Source organism: Novosphingobium sp. B-7 (genome assembly GCF_000410615.1).
Classification (GTDB): domain Bacteria; phylum Pseudomonadota; class Alphaproteobacteria; order Sphingomonadales; family Sphingomonadaceae; genus Novosphingobium; species Novosphingobium capsulatum.
Genome location: NZ_KE148484.1, coordinates 12,725 through 29,646, shown reverse-complemented (window position 1 = coordinate 29,646; position 16,922 = coordinate 12,725). Strand labels below are relative to the sequence as shown.

Annotated in this window: 18 protein-coding genes; all 18 read left to right on the top strand. The window is 62.6% G+C overall.

Annotated elements, in window-relative coordinates:
- The first annotated feature begins 1 nt into the window (after window position 1).
- Window positions 2-565: a type IV conjugative transfer system protein TraE gene (locus tag H926_RS0121050; protein WP_022678015.1), complete on the top strand. Its 564-nt coding sequence runs from the start codon at window positions 2-4 to the stop codon at window positions 563-565.
- Window positions 562-1,362: a type-F conjugative transfer system secretin TraK gene (locus tag H926_RS0121045; protein ID WP_022678014.1), complete on the top strand. Its 801-nt coding sequence runs from the start codon at window positions 562-564 to the stop codon at window positions 1,360-1,362. The genes H926_RS0121050 and H926_RS0121045 overlap by 4 nt, the downstream gene beginning before the upstream one ends.
- A 5-nt stretch (window positions 1,363-1,367) precedes the next feature.
- Window positions 1,368-2,660, top strand: a complete 1,293-nt coding sequence (locus H926_RS0121040; protein WP_022678013.1) for a TraB/VirB10 family protein — start codon at window positions 1,368-1,370, stop codon at window positions 2,658-2,660.
- A 10-nt stretch (window positions 2,661-2,670) separates the two neighbouring features.
- Window positions 2,671-3,507 carry a DsbC family protein gene (locus tag H926_RS29595; protein ID WP_022678012.1) on the top strand — a complete coding sequence of 279 codons (837 nt, stop codon included), beginning with the start codon at window positions 2,671-2,673 and terminating at the stop codon, window positions 3,505-3,507.
- Complete coding sequence (locus tag H926_RS31210; protein ID WP_148291844.1) at window positions 3,504-4,178, top strand: hypothetical protein; 675 nt, start codon at window positions 3,504-3,506, stop codon at window positions 4,176-4,178. The genes H926_RS29595 and H926_RS31210 overlap by 4 nt, the downstream gene beginning before the upstream one ends.
- 6 nt (window positions 4,179-4,184) lie before the next feature.
- The gene (gene traC / locus H926_RS0121025; protein WP_022678010.1) at window positions 4,185-6,731 is read left to right on the top strand and encodes a type IV secretion system protein TraC; all 2,547 of its coding nucleotides are present in this window, start codon (window positions 4,185-4,187) and stop codon (window positions 6,729-6,731) included.
- Window positions 6,728-7,081, top strand: a complete 354-nt coding sequence (locus H926_RS31205; RefSeq protein WP_022678009.1) for a hypothetical protein — start codon at window positions 6,728-6,730, stop codon at window positions 7,079-7,081. Before traC ends, H926_RS31205 begins: the two co-directional genes overlap by 4 nt.
- A complete protein-coding gene (locus H926_RS31200) occupies window positions 7,078-7,662 on the top strand; it encodes a TrbI F-type domain-containing protein (RefSeq protein WP_022678008.1) in 585 nt (194 codons plus the stop codon). Before H926_RS31205 ends, H926_RS31200 begins: the two co-directional genes overlap by 4 nt.
- Window positions 7,649-8,170: a S26 family signal peptidase gene (locus H926_RS0121010; RefSeq protein ID WP_237741133.1), complete on the top strand. Its 522-nt coding sequence runs from the start codon at window positions 7,649-7,651 to the stop codon at window positions 8,168-8,170. The genes H926_RS31200 and H926_RS0121010 overlap by 14 nt, the downstream gene beginning before the upstream one ends.
- A gap of 11 nt (window positions 8,171-8,181) precedes the next feature.
- Window positions 8,182-8,838: a type-F conjugative transfer system protein TraW gene (traW, locus tag H926_RS0121005; RefSeq protein WP_022678006.1), complete on the top strand. Its 657-nt coding sequence runs from the start codon at window positions 8,182-8,184 to the stop codon at window positions 8,836-8,838.
- Window positions 8,835-9,113, top strand: coding sequence for a hypothetical protein (locus tag H926_RS29575; RefSeq protein WP_022678005.1), 279 nt, complete (start codon window positions 8,835-8,837; stop codon window positions 9,111-9,113). Before traW ends, H926_RS29575 begins: the two co-directional genes overlap by 4 nt.
- Entirely contained in the window at window positions 9,103-10,128 is a 1,026-nt protein-coding gene (traU, locus tag H926_RS0120995; protein ID WP_028658312.1) for a conjugal transfer pilus assembly protein TraU, read from the top strand. Before H926_RS29575 ends, traU begins: the two co-directional genes overlap by 11 nt.
- Before the next feature lie 14 nt (window positions 10,129-10,142).
- Entirely contained in the window at window positions 10,143-10,880 is a 738-nt protein-coding gene (gene trbC, locus H926_RS29570; RefSeq protein WP_148291843.1) for a type-F conjugative transfer system pilin assembly protein TrbC, read from the top strand.
- Window positions 10,877-12,619 carry a conjugal transfer protein TraN gene (locus H926_RS0120985; protein ID WP_028658311.1) on the top strand — a complete coding sequence of 581 codons (1,743 nt, stop codon included), beginning with the start codon at window positions 10,877-10,879 and terminating at the stop codon, window positions 12,617-12,619. The genes trbC and H926_RS0120985 overlap by 4 nt, the downstream gene beginning before the upstream one ends.
- Window positions 12,616-12,993, top strand: a complete 378-nt coding sequence (locus H926_RS29565; RefSeq protein ID WP_022678001.1) for a hypothetical protein — start codon at window positions 12,616-12,618, stop codon at window positions 12,991-12,993. Before H926_RS0120985 ends, H926_RS29565 begins: the two co-directional genes overlap by 4 nt.
- A complete protein-coding gene (gene traF / locus H926_RS0120975; RefSeq protein WP_028658310.1) occupies window positions 12,990-13,796 on the top strand; it encodes a conjugal transfer protein TraF in 807 nt (268 codons plus the stop codon). The genes H926_RS29565 and traF overlap by 4 nt, the downstream gene beginning before the upstream one ends.
- Window positions 13,796-15,250 carry a conjugal transfer protein TraH gene (locus tag H926_RS0120970; RefSeq protein ID WP_051146467.1) on the top strand — a complete coding sequence of 485 codons (1,455 nt, stop codon included), beginning with the start codon at window positions 13,796-13,798 and terminating at the stop codon, window positions 15,248-15,250. Before traF ends, H926_RS0120970 begins: the two co-directional genes overlap by 1 nt.
- A gap of 28 nt (window positions 15,251-15,278) precedes the next feature.
- Window positions 15,279-16,922: conjugal transfer protein TraG N-terminal domain-containing protein (locus H926_RS29560; protein ID WP_192816573.1), on the top strand; the 1,644-nt coding region annotated here is incomplete at its 3' end.

The window sequence follows — 16,922 nt, the reverse complement described above, 5'->3', positions numbered from 1 at the left end:
CATGGAACTTTCATTCGCACACGAGGCGTCGCAGCGGACCCTCAAGCAGCGCAACATTCTGGCTCTGGCCTGCATCATTCTCTGCGCCCTGGTGCTGGTGATGTTCGTCGCGGCAACGACGCGGGACCGGGAGGTTGTCCTTCAGCCGATCCTTCCCAGCGAAATGGTGCTGAGCTCAGCGGCGGTCAGCCCCGAATATCTCGAGGCGGTGACCCGCGACACGGCACAGCTTGCGCTCAATCGGTCACCTGAGAACCTGCAGTATTGGCTCGACGGGCTCATTGCGATTGCCGCGCCCGAGGCGCGCGGTCCGCTCAAGGCCAACCTTCTCAAAATCATCGATGAGCAACAGGACTCGCAGGTCACCCAGTTCATCACGATCGACTGGATCCGCACGGACCCCGAGAACCTGACCAGTCAGGTCGGCGGCGTGCTCCATACGATCGTCGGATCGCGCGACGTCCGCCGCGAACACAAGATCTTCGAATTCCATTGGCAGCACACCGGCGTCTCGCTCCGCCTCAAGGGCTTTGGCGTAGTCGTCAAGAAGGAGCAGGAACAATGAACCCGATTGTGCCTTCGTTGCTGCTTGCGACAGGCAGCGTCCTCGCCTCCCGCATTGACTGCCAGCTCCTTCGCTTGTGCGGGGTCGTACTGGTCGGCGGCGCGCTCGCTCTGACCGCCGTTCCGGCTCTCGCCGACGAGCATATTCTGGCAGCCGACAATGGCGAGGTGCGCTGCCAGGCGTCGAAGTCGGACCTTACCCGCATTTCGCTGAAGGATGACCAATTCGTCTCGGTCTCGCGTGTCCAGGCGGGTGTTCCGCAGGAAGACTTCTCGATCGTGCACGAGCCGACCCGCGGCGACATCTATCTTTCCGTTCCGGACGGCTATTCCAAGCGCAAGATTTCGTTCTTCGGGACGACGCGCCGTGGCTTCGTCTACAAGTTCGATTGCGAGGTATCGGGTGAAGCGGCGCTGCAGGTCTTCGTCGCCAATGCGGATCTCGAAAACCCACAGGGTGCGCCGCAGTCGATCGAGGCCTCTGCAACGCTCGATAACCGTGCGGTCTCGCTCGTCCGGGCCATGTTCGAGCAGCGCCGCGTTGCGGGTTTCGAGATCAGCGATGCTGCCCGTGCCCCGGTCAATGTCGGCGATCTCAAGGTCCAGCTGGTCAGCGAATACCGCAGCCCGACCATGACCGGGAAGGTCCTGCGCATCGAGAACAATGGCTCTGAGCCGATGACGCTCAAGGAAGAGATCATCGCCGGAGACGGCGCCATCGCGGTCAGCATTTCCAATCCCAACCTCGCCAGCGGCCAGGCCACCGCCGTTTACGTCGTCGTACCGTCAGGAGGGTAAGTCAGATGGATTTCCTCAAGCGCAAACCCAAGGACCTCGATGCCAGCGAGGCTGAGGAACATGACACCCTCGATGCGAGTGGTGCCATTGCAGAGAACTCACTGGTCCAGAAGCGGCAAAAGATGCTGATGTTCGGTCTTGCCGGCGTGATCGCGGTGGCTGGGGCCATGTATGTCCTCGACACCGAGGAGACCATCGAAGAGGCGACGGAGAAGGGGGCCAAGACAACTGTCTCGACCGATGCACTTCTGAACCGGCAGCGCGTCGATCAGGAATGGGTCGCGATGTACGAGGGCGAGATGAACTCGACCGACGTGCGTCTCAAGGGTCTTGAGGCGCAGGGCGCGCAGTTCGCCCAGATGCAATCCGAGATCGAGGCGCTGCGCGGCGAAAATGCGGCCATGGCGCGCGATGGCCAGCGTGTCCTGGAAGCCTACGAGCGCGAGAACGAGCAACTGCGCCAGCAAGTCCAGAGGGGCAACACGCGACCCACAGCGCCAGGACCTGTCGCGGCGGCCCGCGAGATGGGCGTGCCGGCGTCACCAGAGGCCGGAGCGGCAGAAGCCCCGCCCGTGCGCCGCGGTAGCGACGTCCAGATGGTCTCGTTCACGTCAGCAAGCGGGACGGCATCGCGTATCGACCCGACAAAGTCGCCTGCCGTCTATACGGACTCGCCCAACTATCTGCCCCCGAATTCGATTGCCAAGGCAACGGTGGTGGTCGGCGTCGATGCCACGACCAATACGCGCAGCCAGAGCGATCCGCTCCCCGTCCTGCTCCGGATCACAGGGCCCGCGCGCTCGGTCTACGGGGATGGGAAGCTCCTCGCGACCCGGGTGCAGGGGTGCATGGTCAACGGAGCAGCCTACGGGGACCTCTCCTCGGAGAAGGTCTATGTGAAGCTGCAGCGTATGACATGCGCGCAGCCGGGCGGCCGCTTTGCGGTATCGGAGGTCAAGGGGTTCATCGCGTTCGGCGGCAAAGTGGGCGTGCGCGGCCGCGTGGTTAGCCGCGAGGGCTCACTGACCACCCAGGCTTTTCTGGCAGGTCTCGTGAGCGGCGTCGGTAACGCGCTCAGTGAAGGGTTCAATCAGCCGATCATCGCGGGCGAGGGCCGACGGACCCCCGGCGCTGGCGAAATCGGGCTGCGTGCCCTGGGCGGCGGCGGACAGCAGGCCGGCACCACGGTCTCGGAATATCTCATCGAGCGCGCCGAGCAATATCAGCCGGTTGTCGAGATGCCCACCGGGGCCGCAGTCGAGGTCGTCTTCCTCGACGGCACCTTCATCAGAAACTGAGGGGACCACCATGGAGCGTAAATGGAAGACATGGCAGATCGCGGCAGCCGGAGGTCTGGCAGCCAGTGGCCTAGCCGCTATCGCGGCCGTTGCTCATGCCTCGGCCGCGAGTGACCCCGCTTCGATCCAGGCAGCGCTGACCAAGCGCCTGCCAAAGACCGAGATCACATCAATCGACTGCAAGTCCATCGACGGCGTCTGCGAGATTCAGGCCCGCCAGAACCTGTTCTACATCGACCATAGCGCGCGCTACCTGATTATCGGGCGCGTCTACGACATGGAGACCAAACAGGACCTCACGGCTGCCCGTCTCCTCCAGATGAACCCTGACATGCTTGTCGGCGGTGCCGGTGCAAGCGATGAGCCCGAGGCCAAGCCGCAGGCAGGCGCTACTGGTTCGCCGTCTGCAGCAGCCGATGCCCGGATTGATCCGGCAGCCCTTGCGACCTTGCCGAAGAACGGCAGCATCGTGATGGGCCGTGGAACCAGGACCATAACGGTCTTCAGCGACTTTCGCTGCGGCTACTGCAAGCGGCTTCACGAGACGCTGGGGACCCTCAATGTCAAGGTGATCGAGCGCCCGATCTCGGTGCTCGGCACAAGGCCAATCTCGGAGGCCGTGATCTGCGCACCCGACCGGCGCCGGGCAGTAACCCAGGCGTACGAGGGCGGGGCGGTCACATCTGCAGGATCGTGTGACACCAGCGGGCTCGATGCCAACGAGGCCTTCGCAAGGCAGCACGGCTTCAGCGGGACGCCGGTCATCGTCCGCGAAGATGGCGCGGTTCTCCATGGCTACCGCCCGCGCGACTTCCTGCTCAGCTGGATAGAAGGAAAAGCATCATGATGCACAGAAATCTGCGTTCGCAAGCTGTCATGGTCGCTGCGGTCCTCGGGAGCCTGCTGTCGGGTTGCTCGACGCTTGGCACCAATGTCAGCGCGAACTTCCGCTGCAATGCGCCCGACGGAATCTGCGCCCCATCGTCCGTGATCGACGATACTGCGCTTGCCCGGATCGAAGAGACCAGCTCGACCGACCTTCTCAATCCCGCCGGACCCTACCGGATGGATGACGGGATCGATGCACCTGTCCACGACACGCATCTGGCAAGTGCAGCACCTGTGGCGCGCAGCGCCCCGCGCTATCAGCTCTCTGTGGTCTTCCCCGGTTTCACCGATGCCAGCGGCACGACGCATGCGCGCCGGGTCGTGAGCACCGAAGCACTGCTTCCCGGACGCGGGGACGCGATGGAACAGATTGCTCAGCGGGGTCCGAAGGTTGCGCGCAGTCGCGGTCTTCTTGCCGCAGCAGAAAGCGCTCCGCCTTTGCTCGCGGCGTTGCCGGAGGGGAGCGACGCAAAGCCCGATCCTCGCAAGGGCGCGGCCGGGACTGAGGTCGCCACGGCCGACGCGAAGAATCCGATCGCCGAGATTCAGGCGGAGGTTGCGCAGCGGCTTTCTGCCAAGGGATCCCGCGCCCGGCCCAAGCCTGCCGCTTTCAGCGGCGTCGTGGAGTAAAGGGCGATGTTGGGCTCGCTCGTCGATCTCGTTGTGGGAGACAGCCGCAAGCCGGAGCGCAGCGCCCGCGCGCCTGATGTGCCGATGCTGTCGCATTATCTCGGCTATCGCTCCTTCGACGAGGAGAAGCGCATCTTCCACCAGGTCCGTTCGAAGGGCTTCATTCTTGAGCTTGCACCGCTCGTGGGCGCTAATGATCGGGTCAACGAAATCATCGGCACGATCTTCTCCGATATTCTTCAGCCCGGAACGCGGTTCAGCGTGACCAACTTCTCAAGTCCCAGGGTAGCCGAGATGCTGCAGGCGTGGGCGCTGCCCCGCTTCACGGCTTCGGGCGTCTTCCGGACATTGGCACGCCACCGCCTCGACAAACTGCTCAGCGGTGCCTGGTCAACGCTTGCGAGCGATGGACCATTTTTCGTGCGCAATTTTCGTGTCGTGATGTCGGTGGGCATTGGGCAAGCGTCCAGTCTCACCAATGATGACCTCGTCACGATGCGCGACGGGATCATTTCGGCGCTGGAATCGATCAACGTTCCGGTCCGGCAGTTCGCGCCGATCGATCTCATCCGCTTGTTCGACGAGATCCTCGCGCCATCAAACGGTGCCGGAGACGAGGTCCCTGACTACAACCGGTTCGATCCGATCAACGAGCAATGTGTCCGGCGCGACTTGGTGACGCATGTCGAGAAGGACCGCCTTGTCCTCCATGCTCAATCGCTGCGGCCGACGGGGGCGGTCGCATCAGGTGTCCCCGAACTGAAGGACTTTGTGCCCGAGCGGTTCGACGTCCGTACCATGGCCGTGCGAGGATTCCCTGATCGCTGGGCACCCTGGGATACCCAGAAGATCATTGGCGATATCTTCAATCCCAAGCTCAGTCTTCCCTGCCCGGTGCTTCAGACGGTCTGCGGGATCATCCCGGGCCCGGAATCCTCGGAGGCAAGGGCAGGGTACAAGTTCGCACGAACGACGTCGCTGGCAGATGGCAAGGGCGTCAAGCTCGTCCCCAAGCTGCGCACCGAGGCCGCCGAATGGCAATTCGTGGCCGACAGGGTCAAGCAGGGCGAGAAGCTGGTCTCCTGCTACTATGCCGTCTCGATCATTGCGCCCAAGGGCCGGGGCGAGCCCTGTGAGCGCACGCTGAAAGCGCTCTACAAGGCCACGGGATGGGACCTGATCGACGAGACCCATATCCAGTTGCCCGCCTTTATGTCGCACTTCCCGCTGCTGCTTGCCGACGGGCTCGACCATGATCTGAAGCGCATGAAGCGCCTGCGGACGATGCGCTCGGCCAATGTTGCAGCGATCGCGCCGATCCAGGGGGAGTATGTCGGGGGGAATATTCCGCATCTGCTGTTCATTGGCAGGCGCGGTCAGCCACAGTTCTGGTCGCCGTTCCAGAATACTGCCGGCAATCACAATGTTGCGATTGCTGGCAAGTCCGGTTCGGGCAAATCGGTTCTCCTCCAGGATCTGACCGCGAGCTTTGCAGGGGTTGGAGCCAAGACCATCGTGATCGACGATGGCCGCAGCTTCGAGCATATGGCCAAGGCTCTTGGCGGCACGTTCACCGAGTTCAAGCTGTCCTCGGGCATCTCGATCAACCCGTTCCGGATGATCGATGAGCATCTTGCGCGCGAGGACGATGACTATCTGGTCGACTGCCTCGCGATGCTCAAATCGATCATCGCCCAGATGGCGCGTAACGAGAACCGGCTGAACGACACCGAACGGGGGCTTATCGACCAGGCGGTCAACCTCGTCTGGGAGGAGCATGGCCGTGACGGGACAGTCGACCATGTTATCGCGGCGCTCGGGGAGGCCCAGCACCCTTGTGCTTATGATCTGGCTACCTCGCTCCTGCCGTTCGCGGCCAAGGGCACTTTCGGCCGCTTCTTTCTGGGCGATGCCAACCTTGACCTGTCCGCTGATCTGACGGTTTTCGAGCTCTCTGATCTTGCGACCCGCGAGGAGCTGCGCGGCGTTGTTCTCACGTCGATCATGTTTATCGCCTCGCAGGTCATGCGCCGGATGGATCGCGCCACACCGAAGCCTTTGATCATCGATGAGGCTTGGCAGATGCTCAAGGGCGGTGCGATGGCCGACTTCGTCGAGACCTATTCGCGCACGTGCCGCAAGTACGGCGGCGCGCTGATTACGGCCACCCAGTCGATCCACGATTACTACAAGTCGGAAGGCTCGCGGGCCGCGCTCGAAAACTCTGACTGGTTCCTGATCCTCCAACAGAAGGGCGAGACCATCTCGGACTTCCGCAACTCGGATCGCTTCGAGATGGACAACCTCACCGAGGCGCTGCTGCGCTCGCTGAAGCGCAATGGCACCGATTATTCGGATATCTTCATCCGCGGACCCGATACCGAAAGCATCGGACGGCTCGTCCTCGACCGCTATTCAGCAGCACTCTACTCATCGAGCCCCGACGTCTTCGCGCGCATCGAGGCAAACATCGAGCGCGGGATGGCGATGCACGAAGCGATCGAGGCCGTCGCATTTCCCGAAGGCTACCAGCAGGCGGAGGCGGCGGAATGATCGCGTTGCCTCGTTCACGGCAGAGGGCGGATCTTGTCCAGCGCGGCCAGGACACGCTGTTTGTGGCCCTGCGCCTCGCAGGGTGGGGCGCGACGACCTTGCTCGCGGCGCTCGGCACGGGGCTGCTCGTGTTCGTTGCGCTGGGCAGTTTCACCTTTGCAGGGCTGATGCTGCAGCTCGGCAACCTCGCATCGCGGTTCGCAGCAGCGGGCCCTGCCAGACAGAGTGAATTCGAGGCCCTCGTGCTGGCCATCTTCGCGACTGTCGTGGCGCTCACCGCCTTTTTCCGCCGCGCGAGCCTTCGCGCTGCCCTTACCGTGCCTCTTGTTACTGGGGGAGAGGATCAATGAGAGATCTGTTCGATGAGCTGCCACCGGCCCACGTGGCTGTCACGACAGCGGAGCGAAAGCCGACCGGAACGCTCATGCAACGCCGTTTTGCCGGCATGTCGACGCGCGAACTGGTCTTGCTTGTAGCCGGCATCGCCATGTTCATCTGGGGCGCCTGGGTGACACGGAACATCGCAGCTTCGTCGGACTCGAGGCAGGAGTTCGTCCAGCTGCAACTTCAGGGGATCATCGGCGAATATCTGCAGGCGCAGTCACGTTCGAGCGCGGACGAAACGACGGCTGCACGTGAGACGGCTGTCTTCATGGCGGCGCTCGATGAAACTGTCGCCAGCCTCTCCAAGAGCGGCAAAGTCGTGCTGGTTCACGAGGCCATCGTTGGCGGCAATGTGCCGGACGTGACGCAAAGCGTGAAGGCGGCCGTTTATGCCAAGGTCCCGCGGCCGACGCCCGCTCAAGCGATGCAAGGCATGGGATCGGGCGTGAGACCAAAGGGCTCCGCTGCAAATGCGGCCCGCGTCGAATCCGAGATGCAGGCCTTCATGGCCGCGAATGGCGGAGGGCAGGGTGGTGGAGCGCGCTGATCCCAAGGGCCTTTCGCTCGCACAGAAGCTCGCGGTCATCGCCGTGCTGAGCTCCCTCGCGATGGGATTCAGCGCGCTGGCCCGGTGGAGCGGAACGCACGCCCTCATGGTCAATGCTTCGGACTCGCTTCCGAACTGGGCCTTCCTGGTAGAGAGCGGCCGCTTCCCGAATCGCGGTGACTACGTGATCTTTCATCCGGGCCACGACCGGGTGACGACCAAGTACTTCGGCACCAACCCGCCTCCCTTTGCGAAGATCGCGGTCGGTTTGCCGGGAGACGTCGTGACGCGGCGGGGCGCAGACGTTCTGGTAAATGGTCAGCAGGTTGCATCGCTGAAGCCTGTGACCAAGCGCGGCGACGCGCTCGAGAAAGGCCCTCTGGGCATAGTGCCAAAGGGCTGCATCTTTGCAGCGACCTCGCACAAGGACGGGTTCGACAGTCGCTACGCGCATATCGGCTTTGTCTGCCGCGACCGTCTGGTTGGCACCGGAAGGGCAATCCTGTGAGGGGCGGGCCTGTGAAGCGCGGAATCCTTCTTGCGCTGCTGGCGCCGTTCGCGATCGGTGCAGGCGTGCCCGTTCCGCCTACGCGCGTGGGCGTCGATCATGGACAAATGGGTCAGACCTGGCCCGTTATCGAGCCTGACCTCCTGGCGGTCATCAAGGCCCGTCTCGATACGGCGCAGGCGAGCGGCAAGATCGATGCGCTGAACCGCCAGTTTGCCGAGAAGGTCAAGCAGCGGGTCATGCAGCCGGTGGCTGTTGTCGGAATGAGCCCTGCGGGTGAGACCCTCAGCTGGGAGTTTGATCCTGCCATCGTGGTCGAGAACGACATTCGCGACGATCACGGCAATCTCATTGCTGTCGCAGGTCAGCGCGTCAATCCGCTGAGCTATACGGGTCTTTCGAAGAAGCTCGTCTTCATCAATGGCAACGATCCGGCAGAGCTCGCCTGGGCCATGCAGCGGGGAGGCGATGAAGCGGCCAAGATCATCTTCGTCGACGGCTCGCCGTTCACCCAGATGCAAACGCATCGCCGGCGCTTCTACTTCGACCAGGATGGGCGCCTGATAACGCATTTCGGTATCCGCCACACGCCGGCCGTGGTCGAGCGTAAGGGTGATATGCTGCAGGTCACCGAGCATGTCATCCGCCGCAAGCGGCAGCCGACATGACCGGGTGGCGCGATCTTTTGCCGGTGCCGCTTGCTGCCCCCGAAACCCCGATGCTGCGCGGTGCCCGCGTTCGAGTGATCATGGGCTGCGCGGTGCTCGCCGCAACAGTGCTCTTCTTTGGCGAACTGCGCACGCTGGCACGACCCCTGGCGCTTCCCTGGCTGGGCGCAACCTTCACCTTTGTCTTTGTTCAAGGTTGGCTTTGGCTGAAGGCCAAAAATGCGGCCGACGATGCGTGGCTCATGCAGGGCAGGGAGGAACAGGATGCTGGGTAGGCTTCTGGCTCCCATCGTGGCTCTGCTGGTAGCAGCGCTGGCAACGCCGGCAGCGGCTCAAGGTCTTCCGACCGGGCCTGGCCGCTGCTCGGGCAGTTTCGTCAATCCTGTCACCGATGTGTGTTGGGGTTGCATGTTCCCGCTCTCGCTCGGCTCGCTCAAAATCTGGCCGTCCTCCCGGGCCGACACCAAGAATCCGGACCTCCCGATCTGTGCGTGCGGCACTCCTGTTCCGCGCATTGGCCTCGCGATGGGTTTCTGGGAGCCGGTGCGGCTCGTCGACGTCACGACAAAGCCGTGGTGTTTCCCCAATCTCGGCGGGATCAAACTCAACCCCGGCTTCTCGATCGGCAATGGCTATGCCTCCGACTCTTCACAGGTCGGTGGTCAGGCGCAGAACAGCGCCAAGTACCACGTCCATTACTACATCTACCCGCTGCTCTACTGGCTAGAGGTCGTCACGGACTTCCTGTGCCTCGAGGCGAGCTCCTTCGATGTTGCCTATCTGAGTGAGATTGATCCCCTCTGGCAGGATGATGAGCTGACCACTCTGCTCAATCCCGAGGCGGCCCTGTTTACTTCGCCGTTGGCGCAAGCCGCCTGCTCGGCCGATTGTATTTCGGCGAGCGCAAAGCTGCCGATGGATGAGCTGTTCTGGTGCTCGGGCTGTCAGGGTCCGATGTACCCGATGAACGGCAACATCGGCGCGAACGTTGGCATGAAGCAATCTGCCCGGCTCGCAGCCGAGCGGATGATCTACAAGATGCACCGGCAGGGCCTGGCCTGGGGCACTAGCGGTCCGAAGGCGCTGTGCTCCAAGTACCTCATGCCGATCCTCAAGAAGAGCCAGTACCGCCTGCAGCAGGTGAACCCAACCGCAATGGTGAGCGGACGCGAGGCCTGTTCGCCCATTGGCGCCACAACGCTCCTGCCCAAGGCGGGGCAGGTCTACCCTGTGAAGGGTGAAGACGTGGGCTTCCTTGTCTGGCGCAAGCGCAACTGCTGCGTCCTTTAGCCGGGAGAGAGATAGTGAACCGCACGCTCGCTTTCTGTCTTACAGGTGTCGGTCTGACAGGCTTTGCGGTGGCGGTCTTCGCCCAGACCGTTGAAGGTATCGATATTCAGGCTATCGAGGCGCGCGGGCACGCAGTGCAGGCCGATGCGCAAGAACTGTTCGATTTCGCGACCGCAAGGAGCGAGGCGCGTCGCAGTGAGGCGCAAGGTGTCGTCGATGCAGCCAAGGCTTCCGTGCAGGATCTCGATGTATCGGACATGGGCGGGGTCAAGGGCCCCATTGATTTCGACGCGATCGTAACCGGCGCAAAGGCCGGCAATGTTCAGCCCAAGGGCGCGCCGCTTTTCATTGCCTTTGCCAGCCTGTCGATGCCGGAGGACGCGCTCGCCCGGCTTATTGCGGACACGACCAAGGCTGGGGGCGTCGTGGTTTTCCGCGGCTTTTCCTCCGGCAATCCCCAAGCCTTCATCACGGGTATCCGCAAGGTTGTGGACCAGGCCGGGGCCACCAACGTCGCGATCGACCCGCGGCTGTTTCGCTCGCTCCGTGTTGATCGGGTGCCGACCTTCGTGGCGCTCTCGACGGATTTTGAGCCTTGCGACCAGCTCGACTGCGTAACCGCGCCGCCACCCCACGACCGGATCGCGGGCAATGTGAGCGTGGCCTATGTGCTCGAAACCTTTGCTGACGCCAACGGCCCGGGCGCACCGGTGTCTCGGGTCGCGCGCGCGAACATGAGGACGGCGCGGTGAACCCGGTGCGGCTTTCATTTGCCTGTCTTGCGTTGCTTGCGTCCGGGCACCTTGCTCATGCCCAGATGACATCTGGCGATGCGCGCGCCGATGGCGAGGCCATGGCCCGCAGCCTGCGCGATGGCACGAACTCGACTATTCTGAGCGCCGGCAGTGAAGCAAGTGTGCCCGGTTTTGGCGGGACGGACATTCCAGCACGGCGCTATGTCGATGACCCCAAGGGGTTGACGACGGCCAGCGAAGCACAGCGCTACCAGGAGCAATACCGGACGGTCGTTGATCCGCGCCGCAAGGTCGTCGATCCTGCGACGATCGATTTGTCGTCTGCCTCGGCAATTGAGGGCGATCCCGATCGTTACCTCGGGGCGGGAGCTGGGATCGGAGGGGAAGCCAACACCTGTTCGCCGCTTCCCCCGGGCGGCGATGGCGCAACGACCTATCTTGAAAGCTGCAACAGCGGGTCCCAGCCCTTTGACGCACCACGGACTTGCAATGCCGCGCTTAGCGTTCAGACCGAAGGGCGGCGCTCCTGGGAATATGCTTGTGAAACCGAGGAGTTTGCCGAGCGATCCGACATGTGCCCGATGCTTGCCAATGCGCAGGGTTCGGGTTCCTGCACCCTTGAGAGGAGCGTGCGCATCGGTCAGCGGTGCCTGCAGTGGGTAGCAGAAGATAACGGCCGCAAATGGTGTTCGGAGCCTGGAGAGCCGATCTACCGCCAGATCTGGCAATGCCATTCAAGGCTCAGCGGCGTGCCGGGCGGAGTCGAGCGAAACACTGCTCGGATCGTCGGCGAAACGATAGACGAAGCTGCTTGCCGGAGTGCCACCAATGGCGCCACCTGCACCCTTGCCAGCGAGGTCTGCACGGCCCCTGACGAGACGCGGGTGATCAATGGTCTTTCGGTTACGCGAAGCTGTTGGGAGTGGCAGCGCACCTATCAGTGCCAGGGTGTGGCACCGGCCAATGACTGCGCCGCGTTGGAAGCACGCTCTGATTGCAAGTTCAGTCATGATGAATGCCTGAGCTTCGAGCCCGACGGCGTGACCTGCAATGTCCATGACCGCTGGTACCAGTGCACTCTTCCCCAAGCGGGCACCTCCGCTTCAGCCGCCTATGTCTGCGCGGGCGACCTCTACTGCATCGACGGCGAATGCACGCAAGTGACGCGCGAGGCGTCCACCGAGTTCAAGGACGCGATGGTCGCCATGAACGTGATAGGGAACCTGCGCGATGGCTTCGATCCCGACCAGTTGAAGATCTTCAGCGGCGAGCATCTGCGTTGCACCCGGAAGATTTTTGGCCTCTCGAACTGCTGTAGCGGGAAGGGCGTTCCGCTCCTGACACCGTTCCTGTGTGACCGCGAGGACCGCGAGGTCGACAAGCGCGATGATGCTGGCCTCTGCCACTTTGTCGGCACCTATTGTTCAGCGCGCGTCCTCGGCGTCTGTGTAACCCGCAAGCAGTCCTACTGCTGCTACGGAAGCAAGCTAGTCCGCATCCTCAATCAGCAGGGGAAGGCCCAGCTCGGGATGCAGTGGGGAACCCCGAAGCAACCTGACTGCGACGGCTTCCTGATCGCACAATTCCAGCAGCTCGATCTCAGCCGCATGGACTTCCGAGAGGTCTACGCCGAGTTCGTCGACGCGGCAAAGCTGCCCAGTGAGATCGAGATGTCGATCCAGATTCAGCAGAAAATCGAGAGCTACTATACTCGTCATGGAGGGACCGGATCATGACCGGTGCAACGGTCCTGCCATTCGGGAGAGAACGACCTTTCCCATCTGCTGAGGTTCTCGATCTGGCGGTTGCGGTTGCGATCGGTCGCGATCTCGCGCGGACCGAGGCCGATCTTCTTGCGCGGGTCGAAGACTGGTTCCTGCATCCGGCGACACGCAGCGAGGTCGCGAGTTCGGTTGCGCGCCTTCTCGACAAGGATTGGGCGCGCCGTTCGGGCACAGATGACTGCGGCCTGTGCCTGACAGAAGCCGGCGTCGCGGCCACGACCACTCTTTCGGGGGGAATGATCCGCATGATCGACCGCGGCCGTGGTCTCTTCAAAACCGCCTTCCTCCTCCAGATGCTCGACCTCGGGAAAGGACAATGCCCATGAATAAGCCTGTTTTCCTTGCCCTGAGCGCATTCGGCGTGGCGTTCGGTGCTCCTTTGGTGGCGCAGAGCGCATCCCCCGCCCCGCGCGATGCGTTCTATTGCGATGAGCGCAAGCTTGGCACCTGGTTCTACTGCAATTCGGAAGAGGCCAAACGAAAGGCGCGGGAGCGAAGCCAACAGCAGCCGACCCAGAGCCCGCCTGCGGTTGACCGCATGGCGGCAATTACCCGCCAGCTCGACGAGCTCAAGGCGCGCGCGATCCTCGAGCCGACCTCGGAGAACATCGTCAACTACATCCGCTTCCAGCGCGAGCAGCTCGATCGTGCGTCGACCTTCGCCGACGTCTGGAGCCGTGCAATCTGGCAAAACCCCGAGCTCGATTACACGCTTGAGCGTCCAGTCTCGACACTCGCCAAGCAGACCTGGCTGACTGATCGCCGCCAGCAGCGCGAGGGATCGATGGCAGCGCTCACTCAGCGTTACGGCGTGTTCTACTTCTACTCCTCGTCATGCTCGGCCTGCCGGACATTCTCGCCAGTCATGCGGGCCCTGTCCGATAGTTACGGCCTCGAGGTTCTGGCGGTGTCGATGGACGGCGGCCCCAACGAGGCGTTTCCCAACTTCGTGGTCGATAGCGGACAATACCAGCGCATGGGGCTGCAGGGCGGGACCGTTCCTGCCCTCGTCCTGTTCGACACCCAGACGAAGCAGCCCATTCCGATCGGCTATGGCGTGATGGCGGCCGACGAGGTCATGCAGCGCATCTTCTACCTCACCAAGATCGAACCAGGGAGCGACTACTGATGGCACGCACCACCACGCCAAATTCGGCGACCCGGCTGCTCGCTCCTATCCTGAGGCGAGCGGGCATTGCCCTGTCAGCGCTGGCAGTTGCCAGCATGGCCGCCGGCCCCGTGCATGCCAATGTGGGGTCTGAGCTCAACAGCTTCTTCAATGACATGGGCGCGGCTGCGAACGCCACCGGGCCGGTTGCCTACCAGGGCCAGTCTGCGGGCTACTATTCAGGCGGCAATATCTGGACCCGCTTCCCGCAAAGGAGCGTCAACCCGGTCAATCTCCAGCTGCCCTCGGTCAAGGCTGGCTGCGGCGGGATCGATGTGTTTTCCGGATCCTTCTCGTTCATCAACTCGGACGAGATCGTGGCGATGCTCAAAGCGACGGCCAACAATGCGCTAGGGTTTGCCTTCCAGCTCGCGATCAAGTCGATCAGTCCGCAGATCTCGGCCACGATCGAGGAAATGGCGCAGAAGGCGCAGCAGATGAACCAGTTCAACATGAACAGCTGCGAGACCGCACAGAACCTCGTCGGCGGCCTGTGGGGCAAGTCCGATCGCATGTCGTCGGAGATCTGCAAGTCGATCGGGAACAGCCAGGGCCTGTTTTCCGACTGGGCCAAGGGGCGGCATGAATGCGGGACGGGTGGGCAGCGCGAGGCGACCCTGAAGGCGAACAAGGATCCCGCCATTCCCGCGGCAAGCTACAACTTCACGTGGGAAATGTTGAAGCAGAGCTACCCCAGTTTCTCGGTGAACTTCCGCGAATACCTGATGACCTTCGTCGGCACCGTAATCTTCTATCAGGACGGCGATGCCAGCGGCAAACGCGGCTACCAGTTCGTCGGGCAGGGAGACCGGGCACTGCTGACCGCGCTGCTGGATGGCGGGGGCTCGGTCACGATGCTGAAGTGCGACACGAACGACAAGTGCCTCAATCCCACCACGCAGAGTATGTCTGTTTCAGCCTCGCAGGCCCTCAAGCCGCGTGTGAGGGCGATGATCGAGAGCATGAACGGCAAGGTGCGCAGCAACGCAGCTCTCACGCCTGACGAGATTGGTCTTCTGGGGGCCACTACTATCCCGCTTTACAAGATCATCTCGGTCAACGCGGCCGCAACGCTTGGCGGCATGACGGCCAATGACATGAACGATCTTGCCGAGATCGTTGCGATGGACCTCCTCGATGCGCTGGCACAGCAGTATTACGGCTATGCCTCGCGCGGCGTCGGCTCCTTCCAGAATGCCAATGAGGAAGCACTGTCACAGTGGCGCGCGCAGATCGTCTCGGTCCGACAGGTGCTCGACACATATTCCCAAGGGATGAACCTCCGCCTCGAACGGACCCAGCATGTCGTTCAGCGGGCTGTTTTCCTCGAGGGCACGTTGCGTAACAACCTTTCGCCCCAGATGTCGGCTGCGCTGCGATTCAGCACATCCCTCTCAAATCAGGGCCTGCAATAGGCCCGGCGCGCGGCAGGAGGGACGAGCCATGATGGAGATCTTCACGATCGGTGGGGGCGAGTACCTGGTCAACATCTTCAATGCGGTCAGCGCCTGGACCGGGGGAGGGGGCTTCCGCGCGCTGCTGCGTGTCGTGATGGTGATCGGGCTCATTTATACCCTGCTCATCGTGGCGTTCAGTCTCGACTGGCGTGCTTGGTTCAACTGGTTTCTCGGCGCGACGCTGATCTACGGCGCTCTGGTCGTCCCAGTGACCTCGGTCCGGATTACCGATCGCCTCAATCCCTCGCTCGCGCCGGCCACGGTTGCCAACGTGCCCATCGGTCTGGCGATGATCGCTTCGGTCAGCAGCCAGGCCGGGGACTGGCTGACACGCACCGCCGAAACGGTCTTCGTGATGCCAGGTGCATTGCAGATGTCGACCAACGGGATGATCTACGGTGCGCGGCTTTGGGACCGGACCCGCGACTTTCAGATCCGCGACCCGCGTATCAGCGCGAACCTGGGTGAGTACTTCAAGCAATGCCTGTTCTACGACATTCTGCTCGGACACACCTCTTTCGACACAATCGCCAACTCAAACAACATCCTTGACGATATGGGGCCTGGGTCACCGGCGCGGGGAATGAAGTTTCTGCCTGCGAGCGGGCCACCGATCATCGTCACCTGCCAGAATGCCTATAGCGAGCTGCAGACTGGCATCACCGCCTATACCGAGCTGGGTCTGCAGCAAGAGGGCCGCAAGCTGTTCCCCGGCCTGACGCCGGCTCTGGCGAGAGCGAAGCTGGTTTCTGATCTCCCAGTCATCGCAAACCAGTTCCACGGGAGTTCGCAGACAGCTCAGCAGGTTTTCCAGCAGCGCTCTCTGGTGAACGCTTTCCTCGAGGCGCGTGCCAATCTTGGGGCCGCGGACGGCGATACCTTTGCGATGCTTCGAGCGGAGGAGCAGGCGCGCAACACCTACAGCTCGATCGCTCAGCAGGCGATGACATGGGTGCCGCTTCTCAACATCGTCCTGACGGTGGTCTTCTATGCGATGTTCCCGGTCATCTTTCCGCTGTTTCTCATGCCGCGGACAGGTACGATGGCGCTCAAGGGCTACTTCACAGGGTTCTTCTACCTCGCTGCGTGGGGGCCGCTTTATGTGGTCCTGCACATGTTCATCATGGACCGCGCTTCCGATGCCCTGAACGCCACCGCACCGGGCGGGATTACCATGGCGGGGATGGCGGGGATCGATGCGGTCAATGCGGATACCGCAACGATCGCGGGCTTTCTGATGATGTCGATTCCCTTCCTCGCCGGCGGAATGGCGAAAGGGGCCATGGCCGTCTCGTCGCAAGCGACCTCGATGCTTGCCCCAGCGCAGGCGGCAGCCGAAGCGGCTGCCGTCGAGCGTACGACCGGCAACTATTCCTACGGGAACGAGAGCTTCATGAACCTCTCGAGCTTCAACCGGCAGTCCGAACAATGGAATGCCGCTCCCTCCTTCACCGGCGGGGCGCCGGTCATGTCGACGGTCAATGCGAATGGGACAACGACAAAGACCATGACAGATGGTGCGAGCGTCTTTGACACGTCGCCGGGCATGAGCCGATTGGCGTTCGGCGCGTCGCTCAGCCAGTTCGCCAATGCCGAGCGGCAGCAGACCCTTTCTGAACTTGAGACGGCG

Excerpts from the sequence above, each read along its gene's own strand:
- H926_RS29565 (WP_022678001.1), top strand. The coding sequence starts at position 12,616 with ATGACCGGTGCAACGGTCCTGCCATTCGGGAGAGAACGACCTTTCCCA.
- traC (WP_022678010.1), top strand. The coding sequence starts at position 4,185 with ATGTTGGGCTCGCTCGTCGATCTCGTTGTGGGAGACAGCCGCAAGCCG.
- traU (WP_028658312.1), top strand. The coding sequence starts at position 9,103 with ATGCTGGGTAGGCTTCTGGCTCCCATCGTGGCTCTGCTGGTAGCAGCG.
- H926_RS0121050 (WP_022678015.1), top strand. The coding sequence starts at position 2 with ATGGAACTTTCATTCGCACACGAGGCGTCGCAGCGGACCCTCAAGCAG.
- H926_RS31200 (WP_022678008.1), top strand. The coding sequence starts at position 7,078 with ATGAGAGATCTGTTCGATGAGCTGCCACCGGCCCACGTGGCTGTCACG.
- H926_RS0121040 (WP_022678013.1), top strand. The coding sequence starts at position 1,368 with ATGGATTTCCTCAAGCGCAAACCCAAGGACCTCGATGCCAGCGAGGCT.
- traF (WP_028658310.1), top strand. The coding sequence starts at position 12,990 with ATGAATAAGCCTGTTTTCCTTGCCCTGAGCGCATTCGGCGTGGCGTTC.
- H926_RS29595 (WP_022678012.1), top strand. The coding sequence starts at position 2,671 with ATGGAGCGTAAATGGAAGACATGGCAGATCGCGGCAGCCGGAGGTCTG.
- H926_RS0120970 (WP_051146467.1), top strand. The coding sequence starts at position 13,796 with ATGGCACGCACCACCACGCCAAATTCGGCGACCCGGCTGCTCGCTCCT.
- H926_RS29575 (WP_022678005.1), top strand. The coding sequence starts at position 8,835 with ATGACCGGGTGGCGCGATCTTTTGCCGGTGCCGCTTGCTGCCCCCGAA.
- H926_RS31205 (WP_022678009.1), top strand. The coding sequence starts at position 6,728 with ATGATCGCGTTGCCTCGTTCACGGCAGAGGGCGGATCTTGTCCAGCGC.
- H926_RS0121045 (WP_022678014.1), top strand. The coding sequence starts at position 562 with ATGAACCCGATTGTGCCTTCGTTGCTGCTTGCGACAGGCAGCGTCCTC.
- H926_RS31210 (WP_148291844.1), top strand. The coding sequence starts at position 3,504 with ATGATGCACAGAAATCTGCGTTCGCAAGCTGTCATGGTCGCTGCGGTC.